A 17,330-nucleotide genomic window follows, 5' to 3' on the forward strand; every position below is an offset into this window, starting at 1 on the left:
ATTATTCTCAACATGGGCCGGCGGCCAGGCCGCCGGCGCTTACCGTATCAATGCTTGATGATGTACAGGTTTTTGTCGTACACGTTATCAAGCGGGTCTTTGCCGGTGTAGCCACCGACGTAAGGTTTCACCAGACGGGCGTTCACGTAGTAATACAGCGGAACAATGGCGGAATCTTTATCCAGCTGAACTTCCGCTTTCTGATACAGATCGGCGCGCTCGTCTTTGCTCTTCTCGGTCAACACGTTGGCCATCAGCTTATCGAACTCGGCGCTTTTGTAGTGCGGGGTGTTACTGCTGCTGTCGGACAGCATCATGTTCAGGAACGAACTCGGTTCGTTGTAGTCGGCGCACCAGCCGGCGCGCGCCACGTCATAGGTGCCCTGATGACGGGTATCCAGGAAGGTTTTCCACTCCTGGTTCACCAGCTTCACGTCCACGCCCAGATTTTTCTTCCAGATGGAGGCGGCGGCGATCGCCAGCTTCTTGTGCAGGTCTGATGTGTTGTACAACAGGGAGAAGGTCAGCGGTTTACCCGGGCCGTAGCCGGCTTCCGCCAGCAGTTTCTTCGCCACTTCGTTGCGTTTTTCCTGCGTCCAGCCGAACCACTCCGGCGCGGTCAGCTTGGCGCCGTCGGTGTATGGCGGCGTAAAGCTGTAGGCCGGCAGATCGCCCTGGTTTTTCACCTTGTTGACGATGATGTCGCGATCCATACCCAGCTTCAGCGCTTCACGCACGCGCGCATCGGTGAACGGCGCCTTCTGGTTGTTGATTTCGTAGTAATAGGTGCACAGATAAGGATCGACGTGCACCTCTTTCGGGATCTCTTTCTTCAGCTTCTGGAACAGTTCGATCGGCATGTTGTTATAAGTCATGTCGATTTCGCCGGTGCGGTAGCGGTTAACGTCGGTCACTTCCGACGAAATAGGCAGGAACGTCACTTTATTGATGATGGTTTTGGCGTTATCCCAATATTCCGGGTTGCGTTCCAGTACGATGCGTTCGTTGACAATCCAGTCTTTCAGTTTGTAGGCGCCGTTGCTGACGTAGTTGGCCGGCAGCGTCCACTTCTCGCCGAATTTCTCCACCGCCTCTTTATAAACCGGCTTCATGGCGTAGTGCGGGGTCATTTCAACCAGATAAGGCACCGGCTCGCTCAGGGTCACCTGGAAAGTGTGGTCGTCGATGGCCTTCACGCCCAGCGTCGACTTGTCTTTTTTACCGGCGATGATGTCATCGACGTTTTCCACATGGGCGTACTGCAGGTAGCTGGCGTAAGGCGACGCGGTTTTCGGATCCACTACGCGCTGCCAGCTGTAGACGAAATCTTGCGCCGTCACCGGCTTGCCGTTGGACCATTTGGCGTCTTTGCGCAGGTGGAAGGTCCAGACTTTGAAATCCTTGTTATCCCAGCTTTCCGCGACGCCCGGCACGATGGAACCGTCCGGGCTGTTGTTCGCCAGGCCTTCCATCAGATCGCGGGTCACGTTGTTTTCCGGCACGCCCTCGATTTTATGCGGATCCAGCGACTGCACTTCGGAACCGTTGTTTTTGACGATTTCTTGCTTATCCGCCAGCTGCACCCCCGCAGGAACGTCGGCGGCGAAAGCGCCGGTGGTTGCTGTGATGCCGAGCGCAGCGATGACGCCGGCGGCAATGAGGGTTTTCTTCGTGATGTTGGTCATACTTATCGACTCCAGTTTTTATTATCACAGGCTCTTCGTGGAACCTGCGTTGCCCGTAAGCGGACTCTGTTTTCCCGCCGCCGCGGAACGAATGCGGCGGCCGGCCTTCCCTATATTCCCCAGCGCCTCGGCGTGAGGAATACCCCTTTTACTGCTTGATAATGTACAGATTCTTAACGTCGGTATAGTCCAGCGGATCTTTGCCGGTGAACCCGCCTACCGTCGGCTTAATCAACCGCGCGCTGACGCGGTAATACACCGGGATCAACGCGGAGTCTTTGTCCAGCTGCGCTTCTGCCTGCTGATAGAGCGCGGCGCGCGCGGCCTCATCCGGCGCCTTCAGGGTGGCGGCCATGATGGCGTCGAACGCCGGGCTCTTATAAAACACGGTATTGATGCTGCTGTTGGACAGCACCAGGTTCAGGAACGCGCTCGGTTCGTTGTAATCCCCGCACCAGGTGGCGCGCGCCACGTCGTATTGCCCCTGATGGCGGCTTTCCAGCGAGGTCTTCCACTCCTGATTGCGCAGCGTGACGTCGGCGCCGAGATTCTTTTTCCACATCGACGCGGCGGCGATCGCCTGCTGTTTGTTTTGATCGGAGGTGTTGTACAGCAGCGAGAATTTCAGCGGCTTGGCGTCGCTGTAACCCGCTTCCGCCAGCAGTTTCTTGGCTTCGGCGTTGCGCTGTTCCTGGCTCCAGCCGGCCCAGGCGGGCTGCGTGAAGTTGGCGCCTTCGGTGAAGGTTGGCGTGAAACTGTAGGCCGGGATCTGCCCCTGGCCCATGATCTTGTTGGCGATGATGTCGCGATCCAGCGTCATCTTCACCGCCGCACGCACCCGCGGATCGGTGAAGGGCGCCCGCTGGTTATTGAGTTCGTAATAGAAAGTGCACAGATAAGGGTTAACGTGCAGTTGCTCGGGCACTTCGCGCTTCATTTTGACGTACAGGTACGGCGGAATGGCGCTGTTGGTGATGTCGATCTCGCCGCTGCGGAAGCGGTTGACGTCGCTGACTTCGGAAGCGATCGGCAGGAAGGTCGCCTGATTGATCACCGTCTGCTTGTTGTTCCAGTAGCTCGGGCTGCGCTCCAGCACAATGCGCTCGTTCACCACCCACTCTTTCAGACGGTAAGCGCCGTTGCCGACATAGTTGGCGGGCAGCGTCCATTTGTCGCCGAATTTCTCCACTACCGCGCGCTTCACCGGTTTGAGCGACGTGTGGCTCAGCATGCTGATGAAATACGGCACCGGTTCGCTCAGCGTCACCTGCAGCGTCTGGTCGTCCAGCGCCTTGACGCCGAGGGCCTGTGGAGGCTTCTTACCGGTCAGGATATCGTCGATATTGTCGACTTTGGTGTATTGCAGGTAGCTGGCATAGGGCGAGGCGATTTTCGGATCGGCCAGGCGCTGCCAGCTGTAGACGAAGTCTTGTGCGGTCACCGGGCTGCCGTCGCTCCACACCGCGCCGGGGCGCAGGTGGAAGGTCCATTGCTGATAATTCTGGTTTTCCCAGCTCGCCGCCGCCGCCGGCACCACATGCCCGTTGGCGTCGGTGCTCACCAGCCCTTCCAGCAGGTTAAGAATGATATTGCTTTCCGGTACGCCCTCGACCTTATGCGGATCCAATGAAGCCACTTCGCTGCCGTTGTTGATCACAATATTCTGCTGCTGCGCCAACTGAACGCCGGCCGGCACTTCCGCCGCCAAACTGCTATTTATGGCGCCGACGCTCAGCACGCCGCTAATCAACAAGGTCAAAGAAGTGCGCTTCAGGGTTTGCTGCATAATCGAGGCTCCTTTTCACCGACAAGCATCGCTTATCGAAGTTTGTGAAGTGTTTATAAGAATTCTAAATAAACGGATACCAGCAAAAATCATTCCCGTTTTTATGGCGCATTTCAGTTAATTGACCACGGGAAAGTTGCTCGGAAATTAGCAGAAGCCAAATTCCATAGCCAATAAATTTTACGAAAATGTTAAGCAATTCTCTTTTATCGCACGAAGCCCGATCCGGCCCCCAAGATCGATGGCGCAGAGAAACAAAATCATCGCTATGATTTTAAAGAAAAAAAAGACGAAATCATTTCATTTGAAACCATCAACGCAATCTCATTACCGCACAAAGAAACATTCAGTTAACAATCCGGACATTCAAAGAACAAACACCTGCCTATGGTCGGTTAATCACTAATAACACCTGGATGAAAGTGAGACAAGCCCCACAGAATGATGTGATTAATTTAACAACAGCTTTACCGTTGAACGGGGGCAAAACGCGTGGAAATGGGGGAAGAAAAGTGTCTGAAATAACGCTTAGCGTTTTTTTTGCACAGCAACATGAGATTTATGCAACATAAGAGTGCAACCGCATAAATTTTATTCATCCTGTGCACTATAATAATGCGAACCAATAAATAATTTAAACTTTAAAATTAATTTTAGCCGCGCCAAGGCGAAAGGTGCGCGGCTAAACAAAGGGTATTACAACAGGCCGGGGAATATCGCCTTAATGCCGGTAACGATAAACTCGATCCCGAGCGCCATCAGCAACAGACCCATGATACGGGTGATCACGTTGATGCCGGTCTGCCCAAGCAAACGCACCAACAGCGGCGCGGCGCGGAACAACAACCAACAGCAAAAGGCGAACAAGGCGATCGCGACCGTAAAGCCGAGCAGGCTTTGCCAGTTGTGATAACGGGAACTCCACACGATGGTGGAACTGATCGCCCCCGGCCCCGCCATCAGCGGCAGCGCTAACGGCACCACGCCGATGCTCTCGCGGATCGCGCTCTCCGATTTTTCCTGTTTGTTCTGTTTGTCTTCTCCCAGCTTGCCGCTGATCATCGACATGGCGATGGTCACCACCAGAATACCGCCGGCGATGCGGAACGAATCGATGGAGATGCCGAACATCCGCAAGATCCCTTCGCCCAGGAACAGCGATGTCCACAGAATAATGGCGACCGACAGGTTGGCGGTCAGGTTGGTTTTATTGCGCCCTGCTTCCGCCTGGTAGCTGGTCATGCTGATAAACACCGGCAAGATGCCCACCGGGTTGACCAGCGCAAACAGACCGACAAAGAACTTGATAAAGCCGGAAAGATCCAACAGAGATTGGCCCACAGATGGCTCCGCGTTAAGTGCTATAAAAAGGTGTGCTGCCTATGCGCGCTAATGTAATGGAATTGCCGCGGGTAATCCATCCGGCCAGAGCAGCATTTTTGACTGCCAGCAAGTTAGGCAACAAAACAAATGCCCTTTGTTAAAGTGATGTATGGCCTTTTGATTTTTTATGTTGAAAAAAGAGTCATCGATCACAGTTATTGATAACCACTCTCAACACCGTCAAGCTGAAAGGTGTCAGCTTGCACTTTTCATGATTTAGATCACAAATCAACTACCCAACAGTGGGTAAGCTCTTAGTCGTAGTCAGGGAGTAGAACAAAGTCGGTGGCAATCCAGCCGGTTCCGTTCTCTTCACTGCCTGCCCCTCCGGTTGGCGCAGGGTAAAGCTCTTTAAGCAAATCAGCAGCATGCGAAGAAATAACGCGGGAAACCCCCGGTATTCGAATCACCGTTTATTCCCGTTATGACTATACTAGTGGCTCGCACGGCTTATTTACTGAAAGAGTTTAACATTATCAGGAGAGCATTATGGCTGTAACGAATGTCGCTGAACTGAACGAGCTTGTCGCACGTGTCAAAAAAGCCCAGCGCGAATATGCCAACTTCACTCAAGAGCAAGTGGATAAAATCTTCCGCGCTGCCGCCCTCGCCGCTGCTGATGCCCGTATCCCGTTGGCCAAAATGGCCGTGGAAGAATCCGGAATGGGTATCGTCGAAGACAAAGTGATCAAAAACCACTTCGCTTCCGAGTACATCTACAACGCCTATAAAGATGAAAAAACCTGTGGCATCCTGTCTGAAGATGACACTTTCGGTACCATCACCATCGCCGAACCTATCGGCCTGATTTGCGGTATCGTCCCTACCACCAACCCAACTTCTACCGCGATCTTCAAAGCGCTGATCAGCCTGAAAACCCGTAACGGCATCATCTTCTCGCCGCACCCGCGTGCGAAGAATGCCACCAATAAAGCCGCCGATATCGTGCTGCAAGCCGCTATCGCCGCCGGCGCGCCAAAAGACATCATCGGTTGGATCGACCAACCTACCGTCGAACTGTCCAACCAGCTGATGCACCACCCTGACATCAACCTGATCCTGGCCACCGGTGGCCCGGGCATGGTGAAAGCCGCCTACAGCTCCGGCAAACCGGCCATCGGCGTCGGCGCCGGTAATACGCCGGTCGTGGTAGACGAAACCGCAGACATCAAGCGCGTGGTCGCCTCTATCCTGATGTCCAAAACCTTCGACAGCGGCGTTATCTGCGCTTCCGAACAGTCGGTCATCGTCGTTGACGCTATCTATGATGCGGTACGCGAACGCTTCGCTTCCCACGGCGGCTATCTGCTGCAGGGTAAAGAACTGAAAGCGGTGCAGGACATCATCCTGAAAAACGGCGGTCTGAATGCGGCCATCGTCGGGCAATCCGCACCGAAAATCGCCGAAATGGCAGGCATCAAAGTGCCGGCCAACACCAAAGTGCTGATCGGTGAAGTGAAGCTGGTCGACGAGTCCGAACCTTTCGCACATGAAAAACTGTCGCCTACCCTGGCGATGTACCGTGCCAAAGACTTCGAAGACGCGGTCGCCAAAGCCGAAAAACTGGTCGCCATGGGCGGTATCGGCCACACCTCCTGCCTGTATACCGACCAGGATAACCAAACGGCTCGCATCGCCTACTTCGGCGATAAAATGAAAACGGCTCGCATCCTGATCAACACCCCGGCTTCTCAGGGCGGTATCGGCGACCTGTACAACTTCAAACTCGCGCCTTCGCTGACGCTGGGTTGCGGTTCCTGGGGTGGCAACTCCATCTCTGAAAACGTCGGACCTAAACACCTGATCAACAAGAAAACTGTAGCGAAGCGAGCAGAAAACATGTTGTGGCACAAACTTCCGAAATCGATCTACTTCCGCCGTGGCTCGCTGCCTATCGCGCTGGAAGAAGTGGCGACCGACGGGGCGAAACGCGCCTTCATCGTGACCGACCGTTTCCTGTTCAACAACGGCTATGCTGACCAGATCACCAAGGTTCTGAAGTCTCACGGCATCGAAACCGAAGTGTTCTTCGAAGTGGAAGCCGATCCGACGCTGAGCATCGTGCGTAAAGGCGCCGAGCAGATGAACTCCTTCAAACCGGACGTCATCATCGCGCTGGGCGGCGGTTCGCCGATGGACGCCGCGAAAATCATGTGGGTGCTGTACGAACATCCTGAAACCCACTTCGAGGATCTGGCGCTGCGCTTCATGGACATCCGCAAGCGTATCTACAAATTCCCGAAAATGGGCGTGAAAGCGAAAATGATCGCCATCACCACAACCTCAGGCACCGGTTCGGAAGTCACGCCGTTCGCGGTCGTGACCGACGACGCCACCGGGCAGAAATACCCGCTGGCCGACTATGCGCTGACCCCGGACATGGCGATTGTCGACGCCAACCTGGTGATGAACATGCCGAAATCCCTGTGCGCCTTCGGTGGCCTGGATGCGGTGACCCACGCGCTGGAAGCCTACGTCTCGGTGCTGGCGAACGAATACTCCGACGGCCAGGCGCTGCAGGCGCTGAAACTGTTGAAAGAGTATCTGCCGGCCAGCTACAAAGAAGGCGCGAAAAACCCGGTTGCCCGTGAACGCGTGCACAACGCCGCCACCATCGCCGGTATCGCTTTCGCCAACGCCTTCCTCGGGGTTTGTCACTCCATGGCGCACAAACTGGGTTCGGAGTTCCACATTCCGCACGGCCTGGCCAACGCGATGCTGATTTCCAACGTCATTCGCTACAACGCGAACGACAACCCGACCAAGCAGACGGCCTTCAGCCAGTACGACCGCCCTCAGGCGCGCCGCCGCTACGCTGAAATCGCCGACCACCTCGGCCTGAGCGCACCGGGCGACCGCACCGCGCAGAAGATTGAGAAACTGCTGGCCTGGCTGGACGAGCTGAAAACCGAGTTGGGCATCCCAACCTCCATCCGTGAGGCGGGTGTGCAAGAGGCGGACTTCCTGGCGAAAGTCGACAAGCTGTCGGAAGACGCGTTCGACGACCAATGCACCGGCGCCAACCCACGCTATCCGCTGATTGCCGAACTGAAGCAAATCATGCTGGATACCTTCTACGGCCGCGAATTCAGCGAAGCAGTCGAAGAGGAAGCGGCAGCTCCGGCTGCAGCCAAAGCCGCGGTAAAGAAGCCCAAGAAATAACGGTTTCGTGAACCGATAAAAAAACCCGCCAAACGGCGGGTTTTTTATTGCGCCGGAGGCGCTGCATTTCGACTCACGCCGCCAAAACGCCTCAGCGGGCTTTGGCGGCGTTTTCTCCCCTACTCCAGGGAGTGAATCGCCTCTTTATAATGCTTGCGGCAGACGGAGACATAGCTCTCGTTACCGCCAATCACCACCTGCTCACCGGCGTGCATCGCCTGGCCGTTTTCATCCAACCGCAACACCATATTGGCTTTGCGCCCGCAGTGACAGATGGTTTTCAATTCCACCAGCTTATCGGCCCAGGCCAGCAAATATTGGCTGCCGGTAAACAGCTCACCGAGAAAATCGGTACGCAGGCCGTAGCACAATACGGGAATGTCCAGTTGGTCCACCACATCGCACAATTGCTCAACCTGCGCCTTGGTCAGGAACTGGCTTTCATCCAGCAGTACACAATGCACCGGCTGCTGTTGATGCTCTTGCTGAATCATGGCGTACAGCATCGAGTCGTTGTTATAGAGCTGGGCCTGCGAGGATAAACCGATGCGCGAGCTGACCTTACCTACGCCAAAGCGGTGATCGATCTCCGCAGTGAACACCAGCGTGCGCATACCACGTTCTTGATAGTTATATGAAGACTGTAGCAGCGCGGTGGACTTGCCGGCATTCATCGCAGAGTAATAAAAATAAAGTTGAGCCATGGCCCCGCAACTCCGATGGTATAAGAAATATTCAAATGTCGATTAGGACGGTAAGTGTACCATAAGCCGCCCCCCAGGCTCAGCCCAAAGCGAACGAATATTGCGTTCGCCGTAATAATGCGCTTTCAAGCGAAACATATCGTTCTGTCGGCCCGTTCTTTTTACAGCTATTTACAGGATAATGTATGCCTGTCATCACTATTAATTCTTGCTAATGGTTAACCGCGATCATTTGCCCATTAATGCATAATCACCCTTTCGCCGCGGCGGGTGCCGCAACCGCAACGGCGCGCCAGTCTATTATACACGGGGCCAATACAGGGCATTTAATCACCTCCGCTGTCCCCGACGTTTCCTGACGCAATCTTTACCTATATACCCCTATTGTTTACAATGTCTGCCTTGCCATGACGTGATTAAGCCCACAGAACCCATTGTAATATTGATATAAATTACGGCGATAACTTATCGATGAAAGCCTTGCGACACGCGCCTTTTAAAGCATGCCTGCTGAAATTTTGACTTAAGTGCGACAAGGGTAATAGTTAACAGCCCTTCCTATATTAGTCGGACAGATCCGATTAACGGTTTTTTAAAAGGTAAATTTGAGTATTCAAGTCAATTTGGCTATTGCAGAAAAGAAAATAGCGCTCTATTATTATCGAGACGCCCCCCACCAATATAATTTGAGACTAGGACAATGAGCGAAGCATTAAAGATTTTGAACAACATCCGCACTCTGCGCGCCCAGGCAAGAGAATGCACACTGGAAACGCTGGAAGAAATGCTCGAGAAACTGGAAGTTGTTGTGAACGAACGTCGCGAAGAAGACAGCCAGGCTCAAGCAGAAATCGAAGAACGCACCCGTAAACTGCAGCAATACCGCGAAATGCTGATTGCTGACGGTATCGATCCGAATGAACTGCTGCAAACCATGGCTGCCAACAAGGCTGCCGGTAAAGCAAAACGCGCAGCACGTCCTGCTAAATACCAATATAAAGACGAAAACGGCGAATTGAAAACCTGGACCGGCCAAGGCCGTACTCCAGCGGTGATTAAGAAAGCTATCGAAGAGCAAGGTAAATCTCTGGACGATTTCCTGCTGTAATAGCGATTCAGCCCGTATCTGAAAGGCTCCCTGCGGGGGGCCTTTTCATTTTAAAGCTTATCGCCGCGATCCTGCCTCACCCCTTTCCTTTTAGTAAATATCCTAATTCGCATTTTGTTCCTTGCATGAGGTTCACGCGATAAAAAAGGGCCCTAAGGCCCCTTTGTCGCATATACCCTCGTTCAATTATTGAACCTGGTAGAATGCCTTATACCAATCAACAAAGCGCTTCACACCCTCTTCAACGCTGGTTTCCGGCTTAAAACCAATGTCACGATAAAGCTCCGCGGTATCCGCGCTGGTATCCATCACATCGCCAGGTTGCATTGGCAGCATATTCTTGCGGGCAGTTAGCCCCAAAGCCTGCTCCAACGCCGTGATATATTCCATCAGTTTAACGGGGGTGTTATTGCCGATATTATAAACATGATACGGCGCGGAACTGGTCGCCGGCGATCCCTGTTCAACGGTCCATGACGGATCTGCCTGCGGAATAACCGCCTGCAGCCGCACAATCGCCTCGGTGATATCATCAATGTAAGTAAAGTCACGGTGCATTTCACCGTGGTTATATACATCGATGCTCTCCCCCGCCAATATGGCCTTGGTAAACTTGAACAGCGCCATATCCGGACGCCCCCAGGGACCATATACGGTAAAGAAGCGTAGCCCCGTCGTCGGGAGACCGTATAAATGAGCGTAACTGTGTGACATCAGCTCATTGGCTTTTTTGGTTGCCGCATACAGTGACACAGGGTGGTCGACAGAATCTTCGGTAGCAAACGGCAACTTGCGATTGAGGCCATAAACAGAGCTGGAGGAAGCGTAAAGTAAATGCTCGACCTTATTATGACGGCAGCCTTCCAGAACGTTCAAATGACCGATCAGGTTAGCGTCCGCATAAGCCAACGGGTTGACCAGCGAATAACGCACGCCGGCTTGGGCACCCAAATGAATGACTCGTTGGAACTGATGCTCGGCGAACAATGTCGCCATGCCTTCACGATCGGCCAAATCCAACTTGATGAAGCGGAATCCCGGCTTATCCGCCAGTCTGTCCAGACGGGCCATTTTCAGGCCCACGTCATAATAGTCATTCAGGTTATCGATGCCGACAACCTGATGCCCGGCGGTCAACAAACGCTCTGCAACGTGATAACCAATAAACCCTGCGGCGCCTGTAACCAGGAATTTCATGCCCACTCCTTAAATAACCGGTTTAATCGAGGCACCGCGGCCAATCGCATAGTAGGTAAAGCCGCGATTCGCCAAACGCTCAGGATCGTACAGGTTACGTCCATCGAAGATCACCGGCTGCTTCAACGCGCCCTTGATCACATCAAAGTCCGGTGCGCGGAAATTCTGCCATTCGGTGCAGATCACCAGAGCATCGGCGCCGTGCAACGCAGCCTCTTTGGTACCCATCAGCTTCAAGTCGTCGCGCTGGCCATAGATGCGCTGAACTTCGTTCATCGCTTCTGGATCGTAGGCCTGAACGGTGGCGCCGGCAGCCCACAGCTGCTCCATCAGCACACGGCTGGACGCTTCACGCATGTCATCGGTATTCGGCTTGAACGCCAGACCCCACAGTGCGAAGGTTTTGCCCTTCAAATCGCTGCCGAAATAGTCTTTGATAAAGCTGTTCAGCTTGTCTTTTTGTTGGTAGTTGACCTGCTCTACCGCCTGCAACAGCTTCGGTTGGTAACCGATCTGCTCCGCCGTGCGGATCAGCGCCTGAACATCTTTCGGGAAGCAAGAACCACCGTAGCCACAGCCAGGATAGATGAAGTGATAACCGATGCGTGAATCGGAACCGATGCCCTGACGCACTTTCTCAATGTCCGCGCCCAACATTTCCGCCAGGTTGGACATTTCATTCATAAAGCTGATTTTGGTCGCCAGCATGCAGTTGGCGGCATATTTGGTCAGCTCCGCGCTGCGGATATCCATCATGATCATACGATCGTGATTGCGGTTAAACGGCTCGTACAGCTCGCGAATAGGCTCGATCACCTCTTTATTATCGGTGCCGATCACGATGCGCTCAGGGCGCATGCAGTCAGCCACTGCAGCGCCTTCCTTCAGGAATTCAGGGTTGGACACCACGTCGAACGGCACGTTGCTGCCGCGTTTTGCCAGCGTTTCCGCCATCACCTGACGCACTTTGTCCGCCGTACCGACCGGCACGGTAGATTTGTCGATCACCACTTTGCGATCGGTCATGTGCTCGGCGATGGTGCGCGCCACCGCGGTGACATATTTCAGATCGGCGGAACCGTCCTCATCCGGCGGCGTACCGACGGCGATAAACTGGATATTCCCGTGCGCCACGCCCGCTTTGGCATCGGTGGTGAAATGCAGGCGCCCAGCCTCATAGTTTTGCTGTACCAGCGGCGTCAGGCCCGGTTCAAAAATCGGGATATTCCCTTTTTTCAGGTTCTCGACTTTTCGTTCGTCAACATCGATGCACATAACATCATGGCCAACTTCAGCCAGCACGGCGGCCTGTACCAGCCCCACATAACCAATACCAAAAACTGTTACTTTCATGTGAAAATCCTAGTTTTTCAAATTAAGACGAAAGATCAAATTACTTCTTGTCAGCGGCAACAACCTGTTGCAGCCACTGAGAAAACTCTTTGCCCAGGCTGGCATGACGCATGCCGTACTCCACGAAGGCCTGCATGTAACCCAGTTTGTTACCGCAGTCATGGCTCACGCCTTTCAGGTGATACGCTTCCACCGTTTCCTGCTGCATCAGCATTTCGATGCTGTCAGTCAGCTGAATTTCATCGCCGGCGCCTGGAGGCGTTTTCGCCAACAGCGGCCAAATATCGGCGGACAACACATAACGACCGACAATCGCCAGGTTGGAAGGGGCTTTATCCGGCGACGGTTTCTCAACCACGCTGACCATCGGCGCGCTTTCGCCCGGTTGCAAATCAACGCCCTTACAGTCGGCTACGCCGTAGTTTCCGACATCCTTATGCGGCACGGGTTCAACCATGATCTGGCTGACGCCGGTGGCTTCGAAGCGCTGCAGCATTTCGTGCAGGTTGTCTTTTTTCGGATCGGCGCTGTATTCGTCGAGGATCACGTCCGGAAGCACCACCGCGACCGGTTCATCGCCCACCATCGGGTAGGCACACATAATCGCGTGCCCCAGGCCTTTGGCATTACCCTGACGAACCTGCATCACGGTAACGCCTTTCGGGCAGATCGACTGCACTTCGTCCAGCAATTGGCGCTTGACGCGTTTTTCCAGCATCGCTTCGAGTTCGAAACTGGTATCAAAATGGTTTTCGATCGAGTTCTTGGAGGAGTGGGTGACCAGCACAATCTCGTTAATCCCCGCCGCAATGCACTCATTGACGACGTATTGGATCAGAGGTTTATCAACCAGCGGCAGCATTTCTTTCGGAATGGCTTTGGTGGCCGGCAACATCCGCGTACCCAAGCCTGCAACCGGGATCACGGCTTTTCTGACTTTGCGATTTACAGCAGGCATTATTTCCTCTCTTAAAGCTAAAGCGCTCATTTTATGAGCGTGGGCTCGATATAAAAAAACCTTCGGAGTATACCAGCTTATGCGCGCCGAGCATTAACCAGAACACAAATAGAAAACATTTAGGACTATTACCCGTTCGGATAATCCGGAGAATAAATAAACGGTTTAATTACAGATAAGTAAATAGCTTAAGATCGCGCCGATCGCTGCCTGCTATTCAGCGCTGAGCATCAGTCGCAATCGGCCACCGCTGCCCCATACCTGACATTGCCAGGCGGTACAACGCTGGCTGATCTGATTCATGTAGGTAGCCCCCAGCGTCCCCAGTGGCACGCCGTTGCTCAGCTGGATTTGATTGTCACCGGTATTGACGTTGGCATGCAGCCCGGCGGAAACCAGAATCAGGTTTTTATTTTCGGCGTGATAATATCCCAACAACAGAGGGAATTGACCGTCCAATTTCCCCTGCCGCAATAATTGATTAACCTGCTTTAACAATGCCGACATTTGCGGCAAACGATGCTGTTGATTAGCCAGATGGTCCTGCAGCAGCCCATTAAATAATGCGCGCAACAGCAGCGCCGCCAATACGCCATTATCGCCGGCGCGCGTGACGTCCAGACAATAGAATGCCAGATCCTTTTCTGACAAGGCGGCGATATCCAGCACCAGGCCGGGATTTTCGCCGGTGGTTAACTGCCGATAGTTGATCCGGCAATGCGCAATGGTCTGCTGTACCGGCGGCTGCAGTTGCTTAAGCAGTTTGACGGCTTCGGAAGGATTTTTGCTCAACGCATCCCAATCCTGAAACAGTTCAACCTCTTCAATCGCCTGGGAGGTGAACATATTGGGGTATAAGCACGCCAGCACCGCTTCACGCAGGCGATTGAGATCGGTCAGCGGCTTGAGCAGCACATCCTGCACGCCCAACCGCAGCACCTTGGCGATGTCCGCCATCTTGTCGGTGGCCGAGATCACCAGCACCGGGATCTGCAGCCCCTGCAAACGCAGGTGTTCAACGAATTCGATACCGCCCATTTCCGGCATCGCGAGATCGCACAGAATCAGATCCGGCTTGAAGTCATCGACGGCACTCAGCGCCTGTAAACCGTTGGTCGCCTCGCCGGTTTCAGCGCCCAGCGAGGTCAGATAACCGACCAGCACGGAACGAAAAACCTGTTCGTCCTCAACGATCAAGATGCGCTTGTGAGTGAGTGGTAATGCCATCAGCCGAGCCTCGTCCCTTTCCATAGTGTAATAGTGGCTCAAAAAGGTCACTTATGCTCGTCTGAAACAGACCAACTGCGCATTGCCAACCAAGAACCGAGAATTATCTATTTTTTATCAACGGCAACAACCGATCCAGTTGTTTTTCAACCGCCAGCAACCCCGCCTCGATCGCTTCATCGGCGCGGTGGAAATCCAGCGTTGAGATTTGCGGGCAAAAAGGCTGGATCAAGACATCCGGCGGATCGCTCGCCATCCGGTTGCGCTTCAGGCGATTCTCCAGCATTTGAATCGATGTGCTCATAATCTCCATCGCCGTCGGCGCCGTAGCCGGTTTGCGCTTGCGCATTCTGCCGACGCGTTCCCGAAGACGCCCGCGCCAGGTAGCCGCAGGCGCATCGTCCGGGCTTTCTTCCTCGATACGTATCGAGAACAGATCCTGCTGCATCAGGTGCGCGTCATGCTGCAGATCGACCGCAATGACGATATCGGCGCCCATGGCGCGGCAAAGCGACACCGGCACCGGATTGACCACCGCGCCATCCACCAGCCAATAGCCGTCGGCCCATACCGGCGCCAACAGGCCGGGCATGCTGCAGGAGGCGCGTATCGCCTGATGAATATCGCCTTCGGTCAGCCACAGCTCACGGCCGGTACTGAGATTGGTCGTCACGGCACCGAACTTCAACGCACAATCGGCGATATCATTGATCTTCAGCAGCTGTCCAACGGCGTTAAACACCCGCTCGCCGCGCAACAGGCCGCCGCGCTGCCAGGAAAAATCCATCAGGCGAATCACGTCCCAATAGCTGAACGATCGCACCCACTGCTCCATCGCCGGCAGGCGATGGCTGGCGAACGCGGCGCCCACCAACGCGCCGACAGAGCAGCCGGCAACGATATCGACCTCAATCCCCAGCTTCTTTAACGCATTGATCACGCCGATGTGCGCCCAGCCTTTAGCCGAGCCCGCTCCCAGCGCCAGTCCGATCTTGATTTGCCGCATCGCGTCATCCTCTCGGTAAACGGTGTTCTCTGCTTTCAGGGTAGATTGTCACTGACGAATATTGTTAGGTAACATATGCGCTAAATTCATTTTCAGCCTCGTTTTCTCAGGAGTCATTTTGCCCGAATCATGCCCATGCGGCAGCGGACTGGCGTATAACGCGTGCTGCGCCCCTTTTATCAGCGGCAGTCAACCGGCGCCGACGCCCGGCCAACTGATGCGTTCACGCTTCACCGCCTACGTGAATCATAACGTCGACTATCTGATCGCCACCTGGCACCCCGACTGCGGCGCCGAAGCGTGGCGCAATGCCATCGTCGACAGTTTTAAGAATACCGAGTGGCTGGGCCTGACGATCGTGGAAGAGAAAGCCGGTCATGAGCCGGATGAAGGCTTCGTCGAATTCATCGCCCGTTTCACCGATGGCGAAAGCGGCGAGCCGCAGGCGATGCATGAGCGCTCGCGCTTCCTTCGTCGCGATCAACGTTGGTATTATATCGACGGCACCAAACCCCAGCCCGGCCGAAATGCGATGTGTCCCTGTGGCTCAGGGAAAAAATACAAGAAGTGCTGCGGGCGCTAATCGGCCGGCGCTTCACGTTTACGCCTGCGCAGACAGGCCGTTCAGTATCAGACAGGATCCTCAAACCCATGCCACACCAAAATGTACAACGGAAAGTGTTACGCACCATCTGCCCGGACGCCAAAGGGCTGATCGCCAAGATCACCAACATCTGTTACAAGCACGAACTCAATATCGTCCAGAACAATGAGTTCGTCGATCACCGCACCGGGCGTTTCTTCATGCGCACCGAACTGGAAGGCATTTTCAACGACAACACGCTGCTGGCCGATCTGGACAGCGCTCTGCCGGAAGGTTCACTGCGTGAACTGCACAGCACCGGGCGCCGGCGCATCGTGGTGCTGGTCACCAAAGAGGCGCACTGCCTGGGCGATCTGTTGATGAAAAGCGCCTATGGCGGCCTCGATGTTGAGATCGCCGCCGTAATCGGCAACCACGACACGCTGCAAACGCTGGTGGAGCGTTTCGATATTCCTTTCCATCTGGTGAGCCACGAAGGCTTGACGCGCGAACAGCACGACCGCGAAATGACGGCCAAGATCGATCAATATCAGCCGGATTACGTGGTGCTGGCCAAATATATGCGCGTGCTGACCCCGGCCTTCGTGCAACATTATCCGAATCAGGTAATCAACATTCACCATTCGTTCCTGCCGGCGTTTATCGGCGCACGACCTTATCACCAGGCCTACGAGCGCGGGGTAAAAATCATCGGCGCCACTGCCCATTACGTTAACGACAATCTCGACGAAGGCCCGATCATCATGCAGGACGTGATCCACGTCGATCACACCTATTCCGCCGAGGATATGATGCGCGCCGGCCGCGACGTGGAGAAAAACGTGCTCAGCCGAGCCCTGTATCAGGTGTTGGCGCAGCGCGTCTTCGTCTACGGCAATCGCACCGTTATTCTGTAATCGTTCAATAAATCGGTGCATTTCGTTCAGGGATGCACCGCCAAGAATAAAAAAACGGCAAACGATTCATTTTCTGCATTTCAATGCTTTACACATCCGCTTCATTTGATATGATGCGCCCCGCTTACCGAGACAGCGCTCTCGCAAGCAAGGCCAGTTAAATAGCCATGTATATGGTGGGGTTCCCGAGCGGCCAAAGGGAGCAGACTGTAAATCTGCCGTCACTGACTTCGAAGGTTCGAATCCTTCCCCCACCACCAT

13 protein-coding genes and 1 tRNA gene are annotated in these 17,330 nt (G+C 54.3%); 5 read left to right on the forward strand and 9 right to left on the reverse strand.

What is annotated here, in order from left to right; genetic code table 11:
• Positions 1-47: 47 nt before the first annotated feature.
• From oppA to MMS95_RS13925, 3 genes are all read right to left on the reverse strand, one after another.
• Positions 48-1,685, reverse strand: a complete 1,638-nt coding sequence (oppA, locus tag MMS95_RS13915; RefSeq protein WP_242141788.1) for an oligopeptide ABC transporter substrate-binding protein OppA — start codon at positions 1,683-1,685, stop codon at positions 48-50.
• A 148-nt stretch (positions 1,686-1,833) separates the two neighbouring features.
• Complete coding sequence (locus MMS95_RS13920; protein WP_242141789.1) at positions 1,834-3,471, reverse strand: ABC transporter substrate-binding protein; 1,638 nt, start codon at positions 3,469-3,471, stop codon at positions 1,834-1,836.
• 696 nt (positions 3,472-4,167) lie between these two features.
• Complete coding sequence (locus tag MMS95_RS13925; protein WP_015378089.1) at positions 4,168-4,812, reverse strand: YchE family NAAT transporter; 645 nt, start codon at positions 4,810-4,812, stop codon at positions 4,168-4,170.
• A gap of 531 nt (positions 4,813-5,343) precedes the next feature.
• Between MMS95_RS13925 and adhE the strand changes: the two genes are divergently transcribed.
• Positions 5,344-8,016 (forward strand): bifunctional acetaldehyde-CoA/alcohol dehydrogenase, encoded by a 2,673-nt coding sequence (adhE, locus tag MMS95_RS13930; RefSeq protein WP_033632874.1) that lies wholly within the window; start codon positions 5,344-5,346, stop codon positions 8,014-8,016.
• A gap of 119 nt (positions 8,017-8,135) precedes the next feature.
• On the opposite strand, the gene MMS95_RS13935 is transcribed toward adhE, so the two are convergent.
• Entirely contained in the window at positions 8,136-8,720 is a 585-nt protein-coding gene (locus MMS95_RS13935; protein WP_015378091.1) for a thymidine kinase, read from the reverse strand.
• Positions 8,721-9,420: 700 nt separating this feature from the next.
• On the opposite strand from MMS95_RS13935, the gene hns reads away from it, so the two are divergent.
• Complete coding sequence (gene hns, locus MMS95_RS13940) at positions 9,421-9,828, forward strand: histone-like nucleoid-structuring protein H-NS (RefSeq protein WP_004932170.1); 408 nt, start codon at positions 9,421-9,423, stop codon at positions 9,826-9,828.
• Positions 9,829-10,014: 186 nt separating this feature from the next.
• On the opposite strand, the gene MMS95_RS13945 is transcribed toward hns, so the two are convergent.
• From MMS95_RS13945 to rssA, 5 genes are all read right to left on the reverse strand, one after another.
• A complete protein-coding gene (locus MMS95_RS13945; RefSeq protein WP_015378092.1) occupies positions 10,015-11,025 on the reverse strand; it encodes an NAD-dependent epimerase in 1,011 nt (336 codons plus the stop codon).
• 9 nt (positions 11,026-11,034) lie between these two features.
• Complete coding sequence (locus MMS95_RS13950) at positions 11,035-12,378, reverse strand: UDP-glucose/GDP-mannose dehydrogenase family protein (RefSeq protein ID WP_004932175.1); 1,344 nt, start codon at positions 12,376-12,378, stop codon at positions 11,035-11,037.
• Positions 12,379-12,418: 40 nt separating this feature from the next.
• Entirely contained in the window at positions 12,419-13,336 is a 918-nt protein-coding gene (galU, locus tag MMS95_RS13955; RefSeq protein ID WP_015378094.1) for a UTP--glucose-1-phosphate uridylyltransferase GalU, read from the reverse strand.
• Between the two features lie 213 nt (positions 13,337-13,549).
• Positions 13,550-14,563 (reverse strand): two-component system response regulator RssB, encoded by a 1,014-nt coding sequence (gene rssB, locus MMS95_RS13960; protein WP_004932178.1) that lies wholly within the window; start codon positions 14,561-14,563, stop codon positions 13,550-13,552.
• Between the two features lie 103 nt (positions 14,564-14,666).
• The gene (gene rssA / locus MMS95_RS13965; RefSeq protein ID WP_015378095.1) at positions 14,667-15,569 is read right to left on the reverse strand and encodes a patatin-like phospholipase RssA; all 903 of its coding nucleotides are present in this window, start codon (positions 15,567-15,569) and stop codon (positions 14,667-14,669) included.
• A 118-nt stretch (positions 15,570-15,687) separates the two neighbouring features.
• Between rssA and MMS95_RS13970 the strand changes: the two genes are divergently transcribed.
• From MMS95_RS13970 to MMS95_RS13980, 3 genes are all read left to right on the forward strand, one after another.
• Positions 15,688-16,152, forward strand: a complete 465-nt coding sequence (locus MMS95_RS13970; protein ID WP_016927486.1) for a YchJ family protein — start codon at positions 15,688-15,690, stop codon at positions 16,150-16,152.
• A gap of 68 nt (positions 16,153-16,220) precedes the next feature.
• Positions 16,221-17,069 (forward strand): formyltetrahydrofolate deformylase, encoded by an 849-nt coding sequence (purU, locus tag MMS95_RS13975; protein WP_004932187.1) that lies wholly within the window; start codon positions 16,221-16,223, stop codon positions 17,067-17,069.
• A gap of 175 nt (positions 17,070-17,244) precedes the next feature.
• A tRNA-Tyr gene (locus tag MMS95_RS13980) sits at positions 17,245-17,329 on the forward strand.
• Position 17,330: the final 1 nt, after the last annotated feature.

This window comes from Serratia sp. PGPR-27 (assembly GCF_022678525.1).
Classification (GTDB): Bacteria; Pseudomonadota; Gammaproteobacteria; order Enterobacterales; family Enterobacteriaceae; genus Serratia; species Serratia nematodiphila.